This window comes from Streptomyces sp. XY431, assembly GCF_001279805.1.
Lineage (GTDB): Bacteria > Actinomycetota > Actinomycetes > Streptomycetales > Streptomycetaceae > Kitasatospora > Kitasatospora purpeofusca.
This window is the reverse complement of record NZ_LGDO01000116.1, coordinates 1-16,554: the sequence shown is the minus strand read 5'-3', so window position 1 is coordinate 16,554 and position 16,554 is coordinate 1. Positions and strand designations below refer to the sequence as shown.

At 70.3% G+C, this 16,554-nt stretch carries 12 protein-coding genes, 1 tRNA gene and 1 pseudogene; 11 read left to right on the top strand and 3 right to left on the bottom strand.

Annotated features, from left to right (window positions below):
* Positions 1-28: 28 nt before the first annotated feature.
* Positions 29-2,713 (bottom strand): DNA polymerase I, encoded by a 2,685-nt coding sequence (gene polA / locus ADK60_RS14540; protein WP_079008363.1) that lies wholly within the window; start codon positions 2,711-2,713, stop codon positions 29-31.
* A gap of 379 nt (positions 2,714-3,092) precedes the next feature.
* On the opposite strand from polA, the gene ADK60_RS14535 reads away from it, so the two are divergent.
* The 6 genes from ADK60_RS14535 (at position 3,093) to ADK60_RS14510 (ending at position 9,852) form a co-directional block, all read left to right on the top strand.
* A complete protein-coding gene (locus ADK60_RS14535; RefSeq protein ID WP_045940274.1) occupies positions 3,093-3,506 on the top strand; it encodes a PaaI family thioesterase in 414 nt (137 codons plus the stop codon).
* A gap of 547 nt (positions 3,507-4,053) precedes the next feature.
* Positions 4,054-5,286 carry a branched-chain amino acid ABC transporter substrate-binding protein gene (locus ADK60_RS14530; RefSeq protein WP_045940265.1) on the top strand — a complete coding sequence of 411 codons (1,233 nt, stop codon included), beginning with the start codon at positions 4,054-4,056 and terminating at the stop codon, positions 5,284-5,286.
* A gap of 132 nt (positions 5,287-5,418) precedes the next feature.
* Positions 5,419-6,348, top strand: a complete 930-nt coding sequence (locus ADK60_RS14525) for a branched-chain amino acid ABC transporter permease (RefSeq protein ID WP_045940266.1) — start codon at positions 5,419-5,421, stop codon at positions 6,346-6,348.
* Positions 6,349-6,353: 5 nt separating this feature from the next.
* Complete coding sequence (locus ADK60_RS14520) at positions 6,354-8,285, top strand: branched-chain amino acid ABC transporter permease (RefSeq protein WP_045940275.1); 1,932 nt, start codon at positions 6,354-6,356, stop codon at positions 8,283-8,285.
* Positions 8,286-8,293: 8 nt separating this feature from the next.
* Positions 8,294-9,139 carry an ABC transporter ATP-binding protein gene (locus ADK60_RS14515; protein WP_045940276.1) on the top strand — a complete coding sequence of 282 codons (846 nt, stop codon included), beginning with the start codon at positions 8,294-8,296 and terminating at the stop codon, positions 9,137-9,139.
* Entirely contained in the window at positions 9,136-9,852 is a 717-nt protein-coding gene (locus tag ADK60_RS14510) for an ABC transporter ATP-binding protein (protein ID WP_053646235.1), read from the top strand. Before ADK60_RS14515 ends, ADK60_RS14510 begins: the two co-directional genes overlap by 4 nt.
* 62 nt (positions 9,853-9,914) lie before the next feature.
* Here ADK60_RS14510 and ADK60_RS14505 read toward each other — a convergent pair whose 3' ends face one another.
* Positions 9,915-10,577: an ANTAR domain-containing response regulator gene (locus ADK60_RS14505; protein ID WP_053646233.1), complete on the bottom strand. Its 663-nt coding sequence runs from the start codon at positions 10,575-10,577 to the stop codon at positions 9,915-9,917.
* Between the two features lie 91 nt (positions 10,578-10,668).
* Between ADK60_RS14505 and ADK60_RS14500 the strand changes: the two genes are divergently transcribed.
* Both ADK60_RS14500 and ADK60_RS14495 read left to right on the top strand, forming a co-directional pair.
* Positions 10,669-10,751 (top strand) — tRNA-Leu (locus ADK60_RS14500).
* Between the two features lie 103 nt (positions 10,752-10,854).
* Positions 10,855-11,643 carry a hypothetical protein gene (locus tag ADK60_RS14495; protein ID WP_053646231.1) on the top strand — a complete coding sequence of 263 codons (789 nt, stop codon included), beginning with the start codon at positions 10,855-10,857 and terminating at the stop codon, positions 11,641-11,643.
* A gap of 41 nt (positions 11,644-11,684) precedes the next feature.
* Here the strand turns inward: ADK60_RS14495 and pyk are convergent, their stop codons facing one another.
* Positions 11,685-13,115: a pyruvate kinase gene (gene pyk / locus ADK60_RS14490; protein WP_030391373.1), complete on the bottom strand. Its 1,431-nt coding sequence runs from the start codon at positions 13,113-13,115 to the stop codon at positions 11,685-11,687.
* Positions 13,116-13,452: 337 nt separating this feature from the next.
* On the opposite strand from pyk, the gene ADK60_RS14485 reads away from it, so the two are divergent.
* The 3 genes and pseudogenes from ADK60_RS14485 to ADK60_RS45700 all read left to right on the top strand — a co-directional run.
* On the top strand, positions 13,453-14,532 hold the full coding sequence (locus tag ADK60_RS14485; RefSeq protein ID WP_159400443.1) for a substrate-binding domain-containing protein: 1,080 nt from the start codon (positions 13,453-13,455) through the stop codon (positions 14,530-14,532).
* A gap of 29 nt (positions 14,533-14,561) precedes the next feature.
* Positions 14,562-16,205: a VWA domain-containing protein gene (locus ADK60_RS14480; protein WP_053646227.1), complete on the top strand. Its 1,644-nt coding sequence runs from the start codon at positions 14,562-14,564 to the stop codon at positions 16,203-16,205.
* A pseudogene (locus tag ADK60_RS45700) lies at positions 16,192-16,554 on the top strand (hypothetical protein); the annotation flags it as partial. The gene ADK60_RS14480 and the pseudogene ADK60_RS45700, both read left to right, overlap by 14 nt.

The window sequence follows — 16,554 nt, the reverse complement described above, 5'->3', positions numbered from 1 at the left end:
GCTGCGCCCGGGGACTGCTGACGGAACGTCAGTGTGCCGCGACCTCCCAGTTGACGCCGACGCCGACCGAGACGTCCAGCGGCGCCCGCAGCGGGTAGGCGCCGGCCATCTGCTCGCGGACGACCGCCTCGACCGGCTCGCGCTCGCCCGGGGCCAGCTCCAGCACGATTTCGTCGTGCACCTGGAGCAGCATCCGGGAGGTCAGCCCCGCCGTGCGCAGCGCCTCGTCCACCCGCAGCATGGCGATCTTGACGATGTCGGCGGCCGAGCCCTGGATCGGGGCGTTGAGCGCCATCCGCTCGGCCATCTCCCGGCGCTGGCGGTTGTCGCTGTTGAGGTCCGGCAGGTAGCGGCGGCGGCCGAGCAGGGTCTCGGTGTAGCCGGTGGCGCGGGCCTCCTCGACCACCCGGTGCAGGTAGTCGCGCACGCCGCCGAAGCGCTCGAAGTAGGTGTCCATCAGGCCCTGCGCCTCGGCCGGCTTGATGCCGAGCTGCTGGGAGAGCCCGTAGGCGGACAGGCCGTAGGCGAGGCCGTAGGACATCGCCTTGATCTTGCGGCGCATCTCGGCGTCGACGGAGTCGCCGGGGACCTCGAAGACCTGGGAGGCGACGGTGGTGTGGAGGTCCTCGCCGGTGGCGAAGGCCTCGATCAGCGCCTCGTCCTCGGAGAGGTGGGCCATGATCCGCAGCTCGATCTGCGAGTAGTCGGCGGTGAGCAGCGACTCGTAGCCCTCGCCGACCACGAAGGCCCGGCGGATCATCCGGCCCTCCTCGGTGCGGACCGGGATGTTCTGCAGGTTCGGGTCCTGCGAGGAGAGCCGGCCGGTGGCGGCGACCATCTGGTTGAAGGTGGTGTGGATCCGCCCGGCCGGGGAGACCGTCTTGAGCAGGCCCTCGACGGTGGTGCGCAGCTTGGCCTGGTCGCGGTGGCGCAGCAGGACGACCGGCAGTTCGTTGTCGGTCTGGGTGGCGAGCCAGGTGAGCGCGTCGGCGTCGGTGGTGTACCCGGTCTTGATCTTCTTGGTCTTGGGCAGCGCCAGCTCGCCGAAGAGGATCTCCTGGAGCTGCTTGGGCGAGCCGAGGTTGAACTCGTGGCCGGCGGCGGCGTGCGCCTCCTCGACCACCCGCTGGATCTCGGCGGCGAACTGCGCCTCCAGGCCGGTGAGCCAGTCACGGTCGGCGGCGATGCCGGTGCGCTCCATCCGGGCGAGCAGGGCGGCGATCGGCAGCTCCATGTCGCGCAGCAGCCCGGTGGCGCCGACCTCGGCGAGGCGGGTGTCGAACAGCGCGGCGAGGTCGAGCACGGCGCGGGCCTGGAGCATCAGCGCCTGGGCACCGGCGGTCGGGTCCTCCTCCGGGGCGTCGAAGGCGAGCTGGCCGGACTCGGCGGCCGGGGCCGGGGTGAGCGAGCGGGCCAGGTACTCCTCGGCGAGCACCTCCAGGGTGAAGGTGCGGCGGCCGGGCTTCTCCAGGTAGGCGGCGAGGGCGGTGTCGGCGACGACGCCCTCGATGCTCCAGCCGCGCTCGGCGAAGGCCCGCATGACCTGCTTGGCGATGTGCAGGGCCTTGGGGGCGGCCGGGTCGGCCAGCCAGGCGGCGAAGGCGCGTTCGTCCTCCTCGGCGAGCAGCGCCGGGTCGAACCAGGCCGCCGTCTCTCCGGCGGCGAGCGCGACCTCGGAGACCTCGCCGGCGCCGAGCGCCCACCGGTAGACGGCGGCCAGCGCGACCGGGGTCTTGTCCGCGGCGTGCTCCCGCAGCCAGGCGGCGAGGGTGCCCGGGTCGGTGAGGAGCTCGCCGTCGACCTCGACGCCGGGGGCGAGTTCGGCGGCCTCGGGCTCGGCGGCGGCGGCCGGGTCGATGCCGTGGACGCGGTCGCGGAAGTTGGCGTTGCGGAACTCCAGCGTCTCCATGAGCGCGGTGACGGCCGGGGCGTCGAACGGCGCGCGGGCCAGCTCGGCCACGCCGAGCGGGAGTTCGACGTCCCGGACCAGCTCGGTGAGGACGCGGTTGCGCTTGACCGAGTCGAGGTGCTCGCGCAGCTTCTCGCCGATCTTGCCCTTGACCTCGTCGGCCCGGGCGACGAGTTCGTCGAAGGAGCCGAACTGGTTGACCCACTTGGCGGCGGTCTTCTCGCCGACGCCGGGGATGCCGGGCAGGTTGTCGGACGGGTCGCCGCGCAGGGCGGCGAGGTCGGGGTACTGGCGGGGGGTGACGCCGTACTTCTCGGCGACCTTCTCCGGGGTGTAGCGGGTCAGCTCGGAGACGCCCTTGGTCGGGTAGAGCACCGTGATGTGCTCGGTGACCAGTTGGAGCGAGTCGCGGTCGCCGGTGACGATGTCGACGTCGTAGCCGGCCGCCTCGGCGGCGGTGGCCAGGGTGGCGATGATGTCGTCCGCCTCGAAGCCCTCGGCGGTCAGCCGCGGCACGTGCATCGCGTCGAGCAGCTCGCCGATCAGCCCGATCTGGCTGCGGAACTCGTCCGGGGTCTTGGCCCGGTTGGCCTTGTAGTCGGGGAACTCGACCGAGCGGAAGGTCTGGCGGGAGAGGTCGAAGGCGACCGCGAGGTGGGTGGGCGCCTCGTCCCGGACGGTGTTGGCGAGCATCGAGGCGAAGCCGTACACCGCGTTGGTCGGCTGGCCGGTGGAGGTGTTGAAGTTCTCCACGGGCAGCGCGTAGAACGCCCGGTAGGCCATGGAGTGCCCGTCGAGCAGCATCAGGCGGGGCCGCGATCCGGCTCCGCCACCACCCGCCGCGCCCTTGTCCGTACTCTGCGTAGCCACGTCAACGTCCGTTCCTGCCGATTCCACTACCGGTCACCGATCCTAGGGCCCGCCACTGACAAAAGGGGCACGCCGGGGGCGGGCGTCCCCGGGGTGCGCTCGCGCCCCGGGTGCCACTCCGGTTTTCGCCGCCACCGCCTCTACCGCCGAGTAGGACGGTCGTACGATCACAGGCAGCACGACGACGCGACCCCCGAGCGGCAGGAGTTCCCCCATGACCGATCCGGCCCCCGACACCGCCCCCGACGCCGGTACCGGCACCGCCCCCGGCAGCACTCCCGACGTCTCCCCCCTCATCGACGTCCCGCAGGAGATGCTGGACCACTTCGCCAAGCTCGGCGTGGACCCGGCCACCTTCTCCGGCGGCCGGCTGGGCGACAAGCTGGGCATCAGGATCGTCGAGGCCTCGGGCGACCGGGTGGTCGGCACCATGCCGGTGGACGGCAACCAGCAGCCGTACGGGCTGCTGCACGGCGGCGCCTCGGCGGCACTGGCGGAGACGCTCGGCTCGGTCGGGGCGATGCTGCACGCCGGTCCGGGCCGGTACGCGGTGGGCGTGGACCTCAACGCGACCCACCACCGCTCGGCGACCTCCGGCCTGGTCACCGGCGTGGCGACCGCGGTGTTCAAGGGCCGTACCGCCGCCACCTACGAGATCGCAATCACCGACGACACCGGCAAGCGGGTCACCAGCTGCCGCCTCACCTGCATGCTGCGCGACCTCTGAGCCGATTCTCCGTCAAATCCCTTGCCCGCCCCCTTGTTTGACCTTCGACAACGCTGGGAAGTCGTTGGTCTGGACAAGGGGGCGGTGGCATGTCCGGCCGTCCGCAGCGATGTAACCGTGCGTAACAACTAGGAAATCCGAGCAGTCGAGGACCCCGGGGGGTCGAGTCCACCCGAAAACAGCGCCCGGCGGCGCCTGACGTCCGATATTCGGACGCATACGCCCGACCCCAACAGCGCGAACACTCTTGTCCGGTAATCGGTGAGTTCAGGAGTCACCTGCCCTTCTACGCCTTACATGGCGCGTGTTGGCGTGGAAATACTGGGCACCGGGCAGGCCGGTCGGGCCGAAACGACCACATGCTGAGACGACTTCTCCGTGTGCTCATAACAAGAGAATCACAGCCTCGCCGCAGCACTGCCAGAGCCGCCGAGCGGCATCTAGAGTCACGGCCAGTCACCGCGCCACCGGAATGGGCCAGGCCCACCGCGCATCCAGGCTCCCGCCGTTCAGGCGCGGCGCCCTCCTGAACCGAAGGGGACCCCCCGTGCGTCATCGTTCAGCAGTTGTCGTGAGCATTGCCGTGATCGGCGCCCTCACCCTCACCGCATGCGGCTCCCGCGACGACAAGAAGTCCGGGGACAGCGGCCAGGGCGGCGGCTCCACCACCGTCACCATCGGCGTCGACGCGCCCCTCACCGGCGACCTCTCCGCCCTCGGCCTCGGCATCCGCAACTCCGTCGAGCTCGCGGTCAAGCAGGCCAACGAGAAGAACGAGGTCCCCGGCGTCAAGTTCCAGATCAAGGGCCTCGACGACACCGGCAAGCCCGCCCCCGGCCAGCAGAACGCCACCCAGCTGGTGGGCGACAAGGACGTCATCGGCGTCGTCGGCCCGCTGAACTCCAGCGTCGCCCAGTCGATGCAGCAGATCTTCAACGACGCCAACCTCGTCCAGATCTCCCCCGCCAACACCGGCGTCGCCCTCAGCCAGGGCGAGAAGTGGGCCAGCGGCGTCAAGGCCCGCCCCTTCAAGAGCTACTTCCGCACCGCCACCACCGACGCCGTCCAGGGCCCGTTCGCCGCGGACTACCTGATCAAGGACGCCAAGAAGACCAAGGTCTTCCTCATCGACGACCAGAAGACCTACGGGGCCGGCCTCGCCGCCACCTTCAAGGGCCAGTTCGTCAAGAACGGCGGCCAGATCATGGGCGAGGAGCACGTCAACCCCGACGACCGCGACTTCGCCGCCGTCGTCACCAAGGTCAAGTCCTCCGGCGCCGAGGCGGTCTACTACGGCGGCGAGTACCCCGCCGCCGGCCCGCTCTCGCTCCAGCTCAAGGACGCCGGCGTCAACATCCCGCTGATGGGCGGCGACGGCATCCAGAGCGGCGACTTCATCAAGCTCAACCCCAAGGGCCAGGGCGACCTCGCCACCGCCGTCGGCCTGCCCGTCGAGCAGCTGCCGACCGCCGCCAAGTTCATCGCCGACTACAAGGCCGCCGGCTACAAGGACGCCTACGAGACCTACGGCGGCTACTCCTACGACAGCGCCTGGGCCATCATCCAGGGCGTCAAGGCCGTCGTCGCCGCCAACAACGGCAAGCTGCCCGACAGCCCCCGCGCCAAGGTCGTCGAGGCCGTCCAGAAGGTCTCCTTCGAGGGCGTGACCGGCAAGGTCTCCTTCGACGAGTTCGGCGACACCACCAACAAGCAGCTCACCGTCTACACCGTCAAGGACGGCAAGTGGGCCGTGGAGAAGTCCGGCACCTTCAGCGGCTGACCCTCACCTGATCACAGGTCAGGAACGCCACAGCACGTCGGAGTTACCGCGCGGGGGCGCCACGAGTGCCCCCGCGCGCACCCACATCCACCACCCACGCGGACACCCCACACGCACAACGGAGGCCCAGCGGTGCACGACCTACCGCAGCAGCTGGCCAACGGCCTGATCCTCGGCGCCCTCTACGGCCTCGTCGCGATCGGCTACACGATGGTCTACGGCATCGTCCAGCTCATCAACTTCGCCCACGGCGAGATCGTCATGGTCGGCGGCTTCGGCGCCCTGACCGCCTACCTCGCCCTCCCCGGCGGCACCACCCTGTGGCTGGCCCTACCGCTGATGCTGATCGCCGGCATCCTGGTCTCCACCCTCACCGCCGTCGCCGCCGAGCGCTTCGCCTACCGGCCGCTGCGCTCCGCCCCCCGGCTCGCCCCGCTGATCACCGCGATCGGCCTGTCCATCGCCCTGCAGCAGCTGGTCTTCGCCTTCTACCCGGACGCCAAGAAGGCCCGGGTCTTCCCGAAGATCCCCGGCGACCCCTTCGAGATCGGCTCGGTCGCCATCCAGCGCAGCGACATCTTCCTCCTCGTCGCCGCCCCGCTCTGCATGCTCGCCCTCGGCTGGTTCGTCACCCGCACCCGCTCCGGCCGCGCCATGCAGGCGACCAGCCAGGACCCGGACACCGCCAAGCTGATGGGCATCGACACCGACCGGATCATCGTGATGGCCTTCGCCATCGGCGCCGCCTTCGCCGCCGTCGCCGCCGTCGCCTACGGCCTGCGCAGCGGCCAGGTCGACTTCCGGATGGGCTTCCTGCTCGGCCTCAAGGCCTTCACCGCCGCCGTCCTCGGCGGCATCGGCAACATCTACGGCGCCATGCTCGGCGGCATCACCCTCGGCCTCGCCGAGGCCCTCGCCACCGGCTACATCCAGCACCTGCCCGGCATGCACCTCTTCGGAGGCGGCGCCTGGAAGGACGTCTGGGCCTTCGTACTCCTCATCGTCGTCCTGCTCGTCCGGCCCCAGGGGCTGCTGGGCGAGCGCGTCGCGGACAGGGCGTGAGCACCATGACCACCAGCAGCACCGAGACCACCCCGGTCATCGCCCTCCCCGGCCGCACCGCCGCCCTCCTCACCGCCCTCGGCGCCGCCGCCACCGCCGGCTCCGCCCTGATGCCCTGGACCTGGACCTCCGAGTACCCCGGCGACCTGACCTTCTACGGCTCCCCGGCCGGCCTCCAGTGGCTCGCCCTCACCGCCGGACTGGTCACCCTCGTCCTCCTCCTCGCCACCCAGGGCGTCCCCGGCCTGCGCTGGGCCGCCCCCCGCCGCAGCAGCAACTCCGTCGTGCTCGCCGCCGCCGGCGCCGTCGCCGTCGGCTGGTTCTCGGTGGTCTCCATCTCCACCGACCTCGGCGGCCTCGCCAACCTCGAACCCGGCGGCTGGGTCCTCGCCATCGGCTCCCTGCTCGCCCTGGCCGGCTCGCTCGGCCTGCCGCTCGACCGGCGCACCGCCGTCCCGCTGCGGGTCCTCGACCGGCGGCTGTTCCTGCTCGTCCCGATCGCCCCGGTGCTCTGGTTCGCCACCCACGCCGTCCCCGAGGACAAGCCGGTCGCCCCCGTGCTCACCGCCCTCGCCGGCGGCCTGGCGATCGCCACCGGCGCCGTCCTGCTGGTCCAGCTCGGCCACGCCGCCAACAGCTGGCTGCGCCTCGGCACCGTGCACCGGCCGCTCCCCGCACCGCGCGCACTGCCCTCCTGGGTCGAGGTCGCGCTGATCGTGGTCGCCTTCGCCATCGGCCTGTTCGCCATCACCTTCGGCATCGACACCGAGTACGGCGAACTCTTCACCGGCTACCTGCTGCTGGCCGCCTCCGTGGTCGCCTCGCTCGGCCGCTCCGGCCTGCTGCCCCGACTGCGCGCCCTGACCGTCAAGTACCAGACCGTCACCACCGGCGCCGCGTTCGCCGCCGCCGCCAGCTTCCCGTTCACCCAGACCAGCGACCAGTACACCTCGGTCGCCACCAACATCCTGATCTTCGCCACCGTCGCCCTCGGCCTGAACATCGTCGTCGGCCTGGCCGGCCTGCTCGACCTCGGCTACGTCGCCTTCCTCGGCGTCGGCGCCTACAGCGCCGCCCTGGTCTCCGGCTCCCCCGCCTCGCCGATCCACGTCCAGTTCCCGTTCTGGGGCGCCGTGCTCACCGGCGCCGTGGTCTCCATGGTCTTCGGCGTCGTCATCGGCGCCCCGACCCTGCGACTGCGCGGCGACTACCTCGCCATCGTCACCCTCGGCTTCGGCGAGATCTTCCGCATCACCATGCTCAACCTCAACGGCACCACCGGCCCGAAGATCACCAACGGCTCCAACGGCATCCCCCGGATCCCCGACCTGGACATCCTGGGCTGGAACCTCGGCAAGCCCACCACGATCTTCGGCTTCGAACTCGGCCGGTTCTCCAACTACTACCTGCTGATGCTCGTCGTCACCGCCCTCGTCGTCCTGGTCTTCGCCCGGGTCGGCAACTCCCGCATCGGCCGCGCCTGGGTCGCCATCCGCGAGGACGAGACCGCCGCCGAGGCCATGGGCATCAACGGCTTCCGCCTCAAGCTGCTCGCCTTCGCCCTCGGCGCCTGCCTGGCCGGCCTGGCCGGCACCGTCCAGGCCCACGTCAGCTACACCGTCACCCCCGACCAGTACACCTTCGCCGAGGCCCTGCCGCCCAACTCCGCCTTCCTGCTCGCCGCCGTCATCCTCGGCGGCATGGGCACCATCAGCGGCCCGCTGGCCGGCGCCACCCTGCTCTTCCTCATCCCGAAGAAGCTCGAGTTCCTCGCCGACTACCAGCTGCTCGCCTTCGGCATCGCCCTCATCGTCCTCATGCGGGTGCGCCCCGAGGGCCTCATCCCCAACCGGCGCCGCCAGCTCGAATTCCACGAGGCCGACATCCCGGCGCAGGCCACCGGCGACACCGTCGCCCTCTCCAAGGCAGGGGCGTGACCCTCCAGATGACCACCACCGACGCCCCCGCGCCCACCCCGGCACCGGCACCGGCCCCCGCCGAGACCCTGCTCGACGTCTCCGGCGTGACCATGCGGTTCGGCGGCCTCACCGCCGTCAACAACGTCTCCCTGACCGTCGGCCGGGGCGAGATCATCGGCCTCATCGGCCCCAACGGCGCCGGCAAGACCACCTTCTTCAACTGCCTCACCGGCCTCTACGTCCCCACCGAGGGCACCGTCACCTACCAGGGCGCGGTCCTGCCCCCCAAGCCCCACCTGGTCACCCAGGCCGGCATCGCCCGCACCTTCCAGAACATCCGGCTCTTCGCCAACATGACCGTCCTGGAGAACGTCCAGGTCGGCCGGCACAGCCGGATGCACCAGGGCCTGCTCTCCGCCGTCCTGCGCGGCCCCGGTTACCGCCGGTCCGAACAGGAGAGCCGCGACAAGGCCATGGAACTCCTGGAGTTCACCGGCCTCGCCGGCAAGGCCGAGCACCTCGCCCGCAACCTCCCCTACGGCGAGCAGCGCAAGCTCGAGATCGCCCGCGCCCTCGCCTCCGACCCCGGCCTGCTGCTCCTCGACGAGCCCACCGCCGGCATGAACCCGCAGGAGACCCGAGCCGCCGAGGAACTCGTCTTCGCCATCCGCGACCGGGGCGTCTCCGTCCTCGTCATCGAGCACGACATGCGCTTCATCTTCAACCTCTGCGACCGCACCGCCGTGCTGGTCCAGGGCCAGAAGATCGTCGAGGGCGACCGCGAGACGGTCCAGAACGACGAACGCGTCATCACCGCCTACCTCGGCGCCCCGCTCGAAGGCACCGCCCCCGTTACGGAGACCGACCAGTGACCGCACTCCTCGAAGTCAAGGACCTCCGCGTCTCCTACGGGAAGATCGAAGCCGTCAAGGGCATCAGCTTCACCGTCAACCAGGGCGAGGTCACCACCCTGATCGGCACCAACGGCGCCGGCAAGACCACCACCCTGCGCACCCTGTCGGGCCTGCTCAAGCCCACCGCCGGCACCATCACCTTCGACGGCCAGGCCCTCTCCACCGTCCCCGCCCACAAGATCGTCGCCCTGGGCCTGGCCCACTCCCCCGAGGGCCGGCACATCTTCCCGCGCATGACCATCGAGGAGAACCTCCTCCTCGGCGCCTTCCTGCGCAACGACACCGACGGCATCACCAAGGACGTCGAACGGGCCTACGGCCTCTTCCCGATCCTCGGCGAACGCCGCAAGCAGGCCGCCGGCACGCTCTCCGGCGGCGAGCAGCAGATGCTCGCCATGGGACGCGCCCTGATGTCCCGGCCCAAGCTGCTGATGCTCGACGAGCCTTCCATGGGCCTCTCGCCGCTGATGATGCAGAAGATCATGGCGACCATCGTCGAGCTCAAGGCCGACGGGACGACCATCCTGCTGGTCGAGCAGAACGCCCAGGCGGCGCTCTCGCTCTCCGACCGGGGCTACGTCATGGAGACCGGCAGCATCGTCCTCCAGGGCACCGGCGCCGACCTCCTGCACGACGAGTCGGTCCGCAAGGCCTACCTCGGCGAGGACTGACCTCCCCGCACCACACGGAAGGGCCCGGCGCGTCACGCGCCGGGCCCTTCGCCTCGTTCCTGCTACTCCGCGGGGTCCGCGGCCTCGTCGGCCTTCTTGCGGTCCTGCGCTGCGCCCTCCTCGATGACCGCCTCGGCCACCGCCGCCATCGTCATCCGGCGGTCCATCGAGGTCTTCTGGATCCACCGGAACGCGGCCGGCTCGTTCAGCCCGAACTTGGTCTGGAGCACGCTCTTCGCCCGGTCCACCAGCTTCCGGGTCTCCAGCCGCTGGGTGAGATCCGCGATCTCCTCCTCCAGCGTCCGCATCTCCGTGTACCGGGACACCGCCATCTCGATCGCCGGCACCAGGTCGCTCTTGGAGAACGGCTTGACGATGTACGCCATCGCCCCGGCGTCCCGCGCCCGGTCCACCAGCTCCCGCTGCGAGAACGCGGTCAGCATCAGCACCGGCGCCAGGTGCGCCTCGTGGATCTGCTCGGCCGCGGACAGCCCGTCCAGCACCGGCATCTTCACGTCCAGGATCGCCAGATCCGGCTTCAGCTCCTGGACCAGCCGGACCGCCGTGGCCCCGTCCCCGGCCTCGCCGACGACGGTGTACCCCTCCTCCTCCAGCATCTCCTTGAGGTCGAGGCGGATCAGCGCCTCGTCCTCGGCGATCACAATGCGGGTGATCTGGGGCGAATCGGTCTCAAGCGGCGATGCCTGCTCGTCGGCGGTGCTCACGGGGCTCCTCGTTCCGGCGGGGTACTGCATGCACGAGGGTACCTAGCTGCGCCGAGCGGTGCGCGCAGGGTATCCTTCACGGGCGCGACTAGCCGGGTTGGTGGAAGGGCAGACACGATCGCCTCAAAAGCGATTGCCTGAAAGGGCGTGTGGGTTCGAATCCCACACTCGGCACTCGATATTGCCTCATATTCCCAGGCCATGGGAATTTCATCACATTGAGTGGCATTCGACCGAACTCCAGTCGCGGCGCACGCCGCCCCGGAGGCTGGCGCGCATGACCACCAATTCTGTACGCGAACAGGCTGTCCACCTTCTTCGCGGGGGCATGGCCAACGCCGCGGTCGCCCGCCGGTTCGGCGTTCCGCCCGGGACCGTTTCCTGGTGGAAGCACCAGGATCGGCTGAAGCACGACACCTGCCCCGGCCGGAAGCGGTCCACCTGCCTCCATTGCTACGGGGATGCCCTGGACCGCCCCGCCTATTCCTACCTCCTCGGCCTCTATCTGGGTGACGGCCACATCCTGCTGCCGAACGAGTACCGCAGAACATCGAGCCTCCAGATCACCTGCGACGAGAAGTGGCCCACGGTCATGGACTCGGTCGAGCGCGCCATGCGGCAGGTACTACCGACGAACTCGCCCTGCCGGGTCCGGCGGACCGGCTGCCGGGACGTCAAGGTCTACTCGAATCATCTGCCCTGCTACTTCCCCCAGCACGGCCCCGGAAAGAAGCACGAGCGCACCATAGCCCTGCAGCCGTGGCAGCAGGAGATCGTCGACGCCCACCCGTGGGAGTTCCTGCGCGGGCTGATCCACTCCGACGGCTGCCGGATCACGAACTGGGCCACCCGCACCGTGAACGGGACCGTCCGGCGCCACGAGTACCCGCGCTACTTCTTCACCAACACCTCGACCGACATCGTCCGCCTCCTTACCGACACCCTCGACGCGGTCGGCGTGCAGTGGAAGGCCTCGACCCCCCGCCCGACCGGCCAGATCAACATCTCCGTCGCCCGCAAGGCCTGCGTCGCCCTGATGGACGCCCATATCGGCCCGAAGCACTGACGCCGGTGCGGCTCCGCCCGGGGCGGAGCCGCACCGGGCGGTCAGTTGTCCAGGGCGCCCACGTGGTGGACCCGGACGAGGTTGGTGGAGCCGGCGAGGCCGGGCGGGGAGCCGGCGGTGATGACGACGATGTCGCCCTTCTCGCAGCGGCCCAGGGAGAGCAGGGCGGCATCGACCTGTTCGACCATCTCGTCGGTGGTCGGCGCGAACGGGCCGAGGAAGGTCTCCACGCCCCAGGTGAGCGCCAACTGGCTGCGGACGGCCGGTTCGTAGGTGAAGGCCAGGACCGGGATCGGCGAGCGGTAGCGGGTCAGCCGGCGGGCGGTGTCGCCGGACTGGGTGAAGGCGATCAGGTACTTGGCGTGCAGGAAGTCGCCGATCTCCGCGGCCGCCCGGGCGACCGCGCCGCCCTGGGTGCGCGGCTTGTTGCTCGGGGTGAGGACGGGCAGGCCGTCGGCGAGGACGTCCTGTTCGGCGGCCTCGATGATCCGGCCCATGGTGCGGACCGTCTCGGACGGGTACTTGCCGACCGAGGTCTCGCCGGAGAGCATCACCGCGTCCGTGCCGTCGAGGACGGCGTTGGCGACGTCGGAGGCCTCGGCGCGGGTCGGCCGCGAAGAGTTGATCATCGAATCGAGCATCTGGGTCGCGACGATGACCGGCTTGGCGTTCCGCCGGGCGAGCTTGACCGCCCGCTTCTGCACCATCGGCACCTGCTCCAGCGGCATCTCCACGCCCAGGTCGCCGCGGGCGACCATGATGCCGTCGAAGCGGTCGACGATGGAGTCGAGGTTCTGCACCGCCTGCGGCTTCTCGATCTTGGCGATGACCGGGACCCGGCGGCCCTCCTCGTCCATCACCCGGTGGACGTCCTCGACGTCCCGGCCGCTGCGGACGAAGGAGAGCGCGATCAGGTCGGCCCCGGTCCGCAGGGCCCAGCGCAGGTCGGCGACGTCCTTGTCGCTGAGCGCGGGCACCGAGACGGCGATCCCGGGGAGGTTGAGGCCCTTGTGGTCGGAGACCAGGCCGCCCTCGACGACGAGGCAGCGGACCCGGGGCCCGTCGACCTCGACGACCTCCAGGGTGACCCGCCCGTCGTCGACGAGGATCCGCTCACCGGCGGTGACGTCCCCCGCCAGGCCGGGGTAGGTGGTGCCGCAGCCGTTCTGGTCCCCTTCGACGCCCTTGTCGGTGGAGATGGTGAACTCGTCGCCGCGTTCGAGAAGTACCGGGCCCTCGGCGAAGGTTCCGAGGCGGATCTTCGGGCCTTGAAGGTCGGCGAGCACGCCGATACTGCGGCCGCTCTCGTCCGCGGCCTTGCGGACCCGGCGGTACCGCTCCTCGTGCTCGATGTGGGAGCCGTGGCTCAGGTTGAATCGGGCGATGTCCATCCCGGCGTCGACCAGGGACTTGATCTGGTCGTACGTGTCGGTGGCGGGCCCGAGGGTACAGACGATTTTTGCTCGGCGCATAGTGCTGAGAGTAGGCATTACCGGCGCGTAACGTCGATGCCGGTCCGGACAACGGGATGGCCGTTGCCGTAAGGAGAGTTGAACAATCTGACACGACGTCGGACCGACGTGCGAGAGGTCCCCGGCAGTCCGTCCGTACTCGATCCCCGATGCGATTCCGTGAAGGGCTGTTCACCCCTGGTTCACCAGGACTTCCGCCCCCGCTCCCGGCCCGGCGGGACGCTCGTCACCCGGGTGGGGAGAGCACGTTGTGACGAGGGGGGAAGCTTCCGGAATGAAGCGCGTGATCGGAGTACTGACGGTACTTCTGGTACTCGGGGGTCTGGCGTTCGCGGTCGTGAACAGAACGAAGGATCCCAAGGACGACCCCAAGAACGATCCGGCCAAGGTCGTCACCCTCGCCGGCATGGTCGGCTCGGAGAAGGGCGCGTTCTTCGACGACCAGCAGGTCAAGGACGCCCTGAAGGCCCGCGGACTGGTGGTGAACACCCAGAGCGCCGGCTCCTGGCAGATGGGCGATCTCAAGAACGACAACCTGGACTTCGTCTTCCCGGCGAGCCAGCAGCCCGCCGAGGCGATCAAGGCGGACCACAATCTGAAGAGCACCCCGACCCGGCCGTTCTACTCGCCGCTGGTGATCGTCACGTACAAGTCGACCGCCGAGGTGCTGAGGCAGAACAACCTGGCGTCCCAGGACGAGACGAGCCACGTCTGGAAGTTCTCGATGAAGGACTTCCTCGACGGCGTCGACAACAGGACAACCTGGCAGAAGCTCCCGAGGCCGCCCGCGAACGAGAAGCCGGGCGACCTCGTCGGGTCCATCTTCCTGACCACCACCAACCCCGAGACGTCCTCCTCGGGTGCCCTGTACCTCGCCATGGTGTCCTACCTGCTGAACGCCAACCAGGTGATCCCGGCGCCGTCGGGAGTGACGCAGCAGATCGGCGACAAACTGCAGGCGGTCATCTCCCCGCAGGGGGTCATGAAGAACTCCACCGAGGAACCGTTCATGGACTTCGTGTCCGGGAACGGCCGCCCGCTGGTGCTGGCGTACGAGTCCCAGGCGCTCGAACTGGTCCTGAAGAAGAAGGCCCCGACGGACATGGTGATGCTCTACCCGGACACCACCGTGGTCTCCGACCACACGATCGTCGCCTTCAACGACAAGGGCCAGCGGCTCGCCGACGCGCTGGCCGACGACCCGGCGCTGCGCGACCTGGAGATCAAGTACGGCTTCCGGCCGTCGGGCGCGGCGGGAGCGGCGGCGTTCGCCGCCAAGGTCCAGGAAGCGCAGAACAGCAACCCGGAAGCGCGGTTCGCGTTCGCACCCGACCTGGGTGTCGCGAAGGTCTCGCAGGCCACGGTGCCGACGCCGGCGGTCATGAAGCAGCTGGTCGACGCCGCGAAGGCCAAGTGATGGGGGACATGAGGACAGGAGTGGGCACGATGCGCAGGAGTGGTGTGCGGGGCCTGATGGCCGGTCTGGCGCTGCTGGTGGCGACGTCGGTGGCGGCGTGCACGTCGTCGCCCGCGCCGCCGCCGAAGACCGGGCCCAGCGATCCGCCGGCGGCCAGCGCGCAGCCGGGGGTGCTGCGGGTGCTGGCCGGCAGTGAACTCCAGGACATGGCGCCGGTGCTGGAGGAGGCCCAGAAGGCCACCGGGGTGACGGTGCAGTTCGCCTGGACCGGTTCGCTGGACGGCGCGGACGCGGTGTCCGCGGGCCGGACCGACGGTAAGTACGACGCGATCTGGTTCCCGTCGAACCAGTACCTGCACCTGGACGAGGGGAGCAAGTCGAAGCTGCTCTCGGAGACGCCGATCATGGCCTCGCCGGTCGCGTTCGGCATCCGCTCGGCGGTGCTGGGCGACCTGGGCTGGGGCGACGGCTCCAAGGTGACCTGGGGCAATCTGGCGGAGGCGGCGTCCGGCGGCAAGCTGTCCTACGGCATGGCGGACCCGTCGCGGTCGAACTCCGGCTTCTCGGCGCTGGTGTCGGTGGCCTCGGCCTTCTCGGGCGCGAACGCGGCGCTGACCGAGGCGGATGTGCAGAAGGCGACGCCGCAGCTGAAGCAGTTCTTCACCGGCCAGAGGCTGACGTCCGGTTCCTCGGGCTGGCTGGCGCAGGCGTACAGCCGGGCGGAGAGGGGCTCGATCGGCGCGCTGGTGAACTACGAGTCGGTGCTGCTGTCGATGAACAAGACGCTGGCTGCTGACCAGCAGCTCACTGTGGTCCGTCCGATCGACGGCGTCATATCAGCGAACTACCCGCTGACGCTGCTGAGTTCCTCGGCGCAGCGGGAGCGGGAGTCGTTCCAGCGGCTCACCTCCTACCTGCTGAAGGAGGATGTGCAGAAGCGGATCTCGGAGCTGACGCTGCGCCGTCCGGTGACGGCGGGAGTGGCCCCGGCGGCGGGGCTGCCGACGGACCGGCGGCACGAGCTGCCCTTCCCCGGCACCCGGGCGGTGGCGGACGGGCTGCTGTCCTCGTACCAGAACGAGCTGCGCCGGCCCTCGCGCACGGTGTACGTGCTGGACACCTCGGGCTCGATGGCCGGGCAGCGGCTGTCCTCACTGAAGTCGGCGATGGGCCGGCTGACGGGCGCGGACGACACCCGGGGGGTGCGGCGGTTCCGGGACCGGGAGGAGGTCACGCTGATCTCCTTCGCCTCGAAGGTGAAGTCGACGAAGACCCATTCGGTGCCGACCGGCGCGGGGGCGCAGCAGGAGCTGGCGTCGATCAACGGGGATGTGCAGGCACTGTCGGCGGACGGCGGGACGGCGGTGTACTCCTCGTTGCAGGAGGCGTACCGGGTGATCCAGCGGCAGCAGTCGGCGGCCGGGGACGACCGGTTCACCTCGATCGTGCTGATGACGGACGGGGAGAGCAACGAGGGGGCGTCGGACAAGGACTTCCGGACCTTCTACGAGGGGCTGTCCTCGGCGCAGAAGGCGACGCCGGTGTTCCCGATCCTGTTCGGTGACGCCGCGAAGGGGCAGTTGCAGGGGATCGCCGACCTGACCGGCGGCAAGCTGTTCGACGGGACGGGCTCGCTGGACGGGGCGTTCGAGGAGATCCGTGGCTACCAGTAACGGTGGCGGGAACGACCCCGGCGGCCCCGGTGACCGGGTCTGGGCGTATCTGACCTCCGCCCGGCACTACGTGGCGAGCGGGGCGGCCGTGGCCGGGGCGGGGGCGGCGATCGGGTTGCAGAGCCCGGTGGCGCTCTCGGCGCTGCTGGTGGCCGGGCCGTACGTCGCGACGGTGGCCCTGTGGCGGCGCAAGCCGTCGGAGGGGCTGGGCGGGCCGGAGGAGTCGGAGGAGCCGCTGGGCGTCTCGCTGAGCGTCCAGCGGCCGACGCCCCGGCCCGCGCCCCCGGCGTCGGAGGCGCCCCGGGCGGCCCCGGCGTACCCGGCCCCGGCCCCGGCCCCGGCCCCGGCT

Excerpts from the sequence above, each read along its gene's own strand:
- ADK60_RS14515 (WP_045940276.1), top strand. The coding sequence starts at position 8,294 with ATGACCACCACCGACGCCCCCGCGCCCACCCCGGCACCGGCACCGGCC.
- pyk (WP_030391373.1), bottom strand. The coding sequence starts at position 13,115 with ATGCGCCGAGCAAAAATCGTCTGTACCCTCGGGCCCGCCACCGACACG.
- ADK60_RS14535 (WP_045940274.1), top strand. The coding sequence starts at position 3,093 with ATGCTGGACCACTTCGCCAAGCTCGGCGTGGACCCGGCCACCTTCTCC.
- ADK60_RS14480 (WP_053646227.1), top strand. The coding sequence starts at position 14,562 with ATGCGCAGGAGTGGTGTGCGGGGCCTGATGGCCGGTCTGGCGCTGCTG.
- polA (WP_079008363.1), bottom strand. The coding sequence starts at position 2,713 with ATGCTGCTCGACGGGCACTCCATGGCCTACCGGGCGTTCTACGCGCTG.
- ADK60_RS14520 (WP_045940275.1), top strand. The coding sequence starts at position 6,354 with ATGACCACCAGCAGCACCGAGACCACCCCGGTCATCGCCCTCCCCGGC.
- ADK60_RS14495 (WP_053646231.1), top strand. The coding sequence starts at position 10,855 with ATGACCACCAATTCTGTACGCGAACAGGCTGTCCACCTTCTTCGCGGG.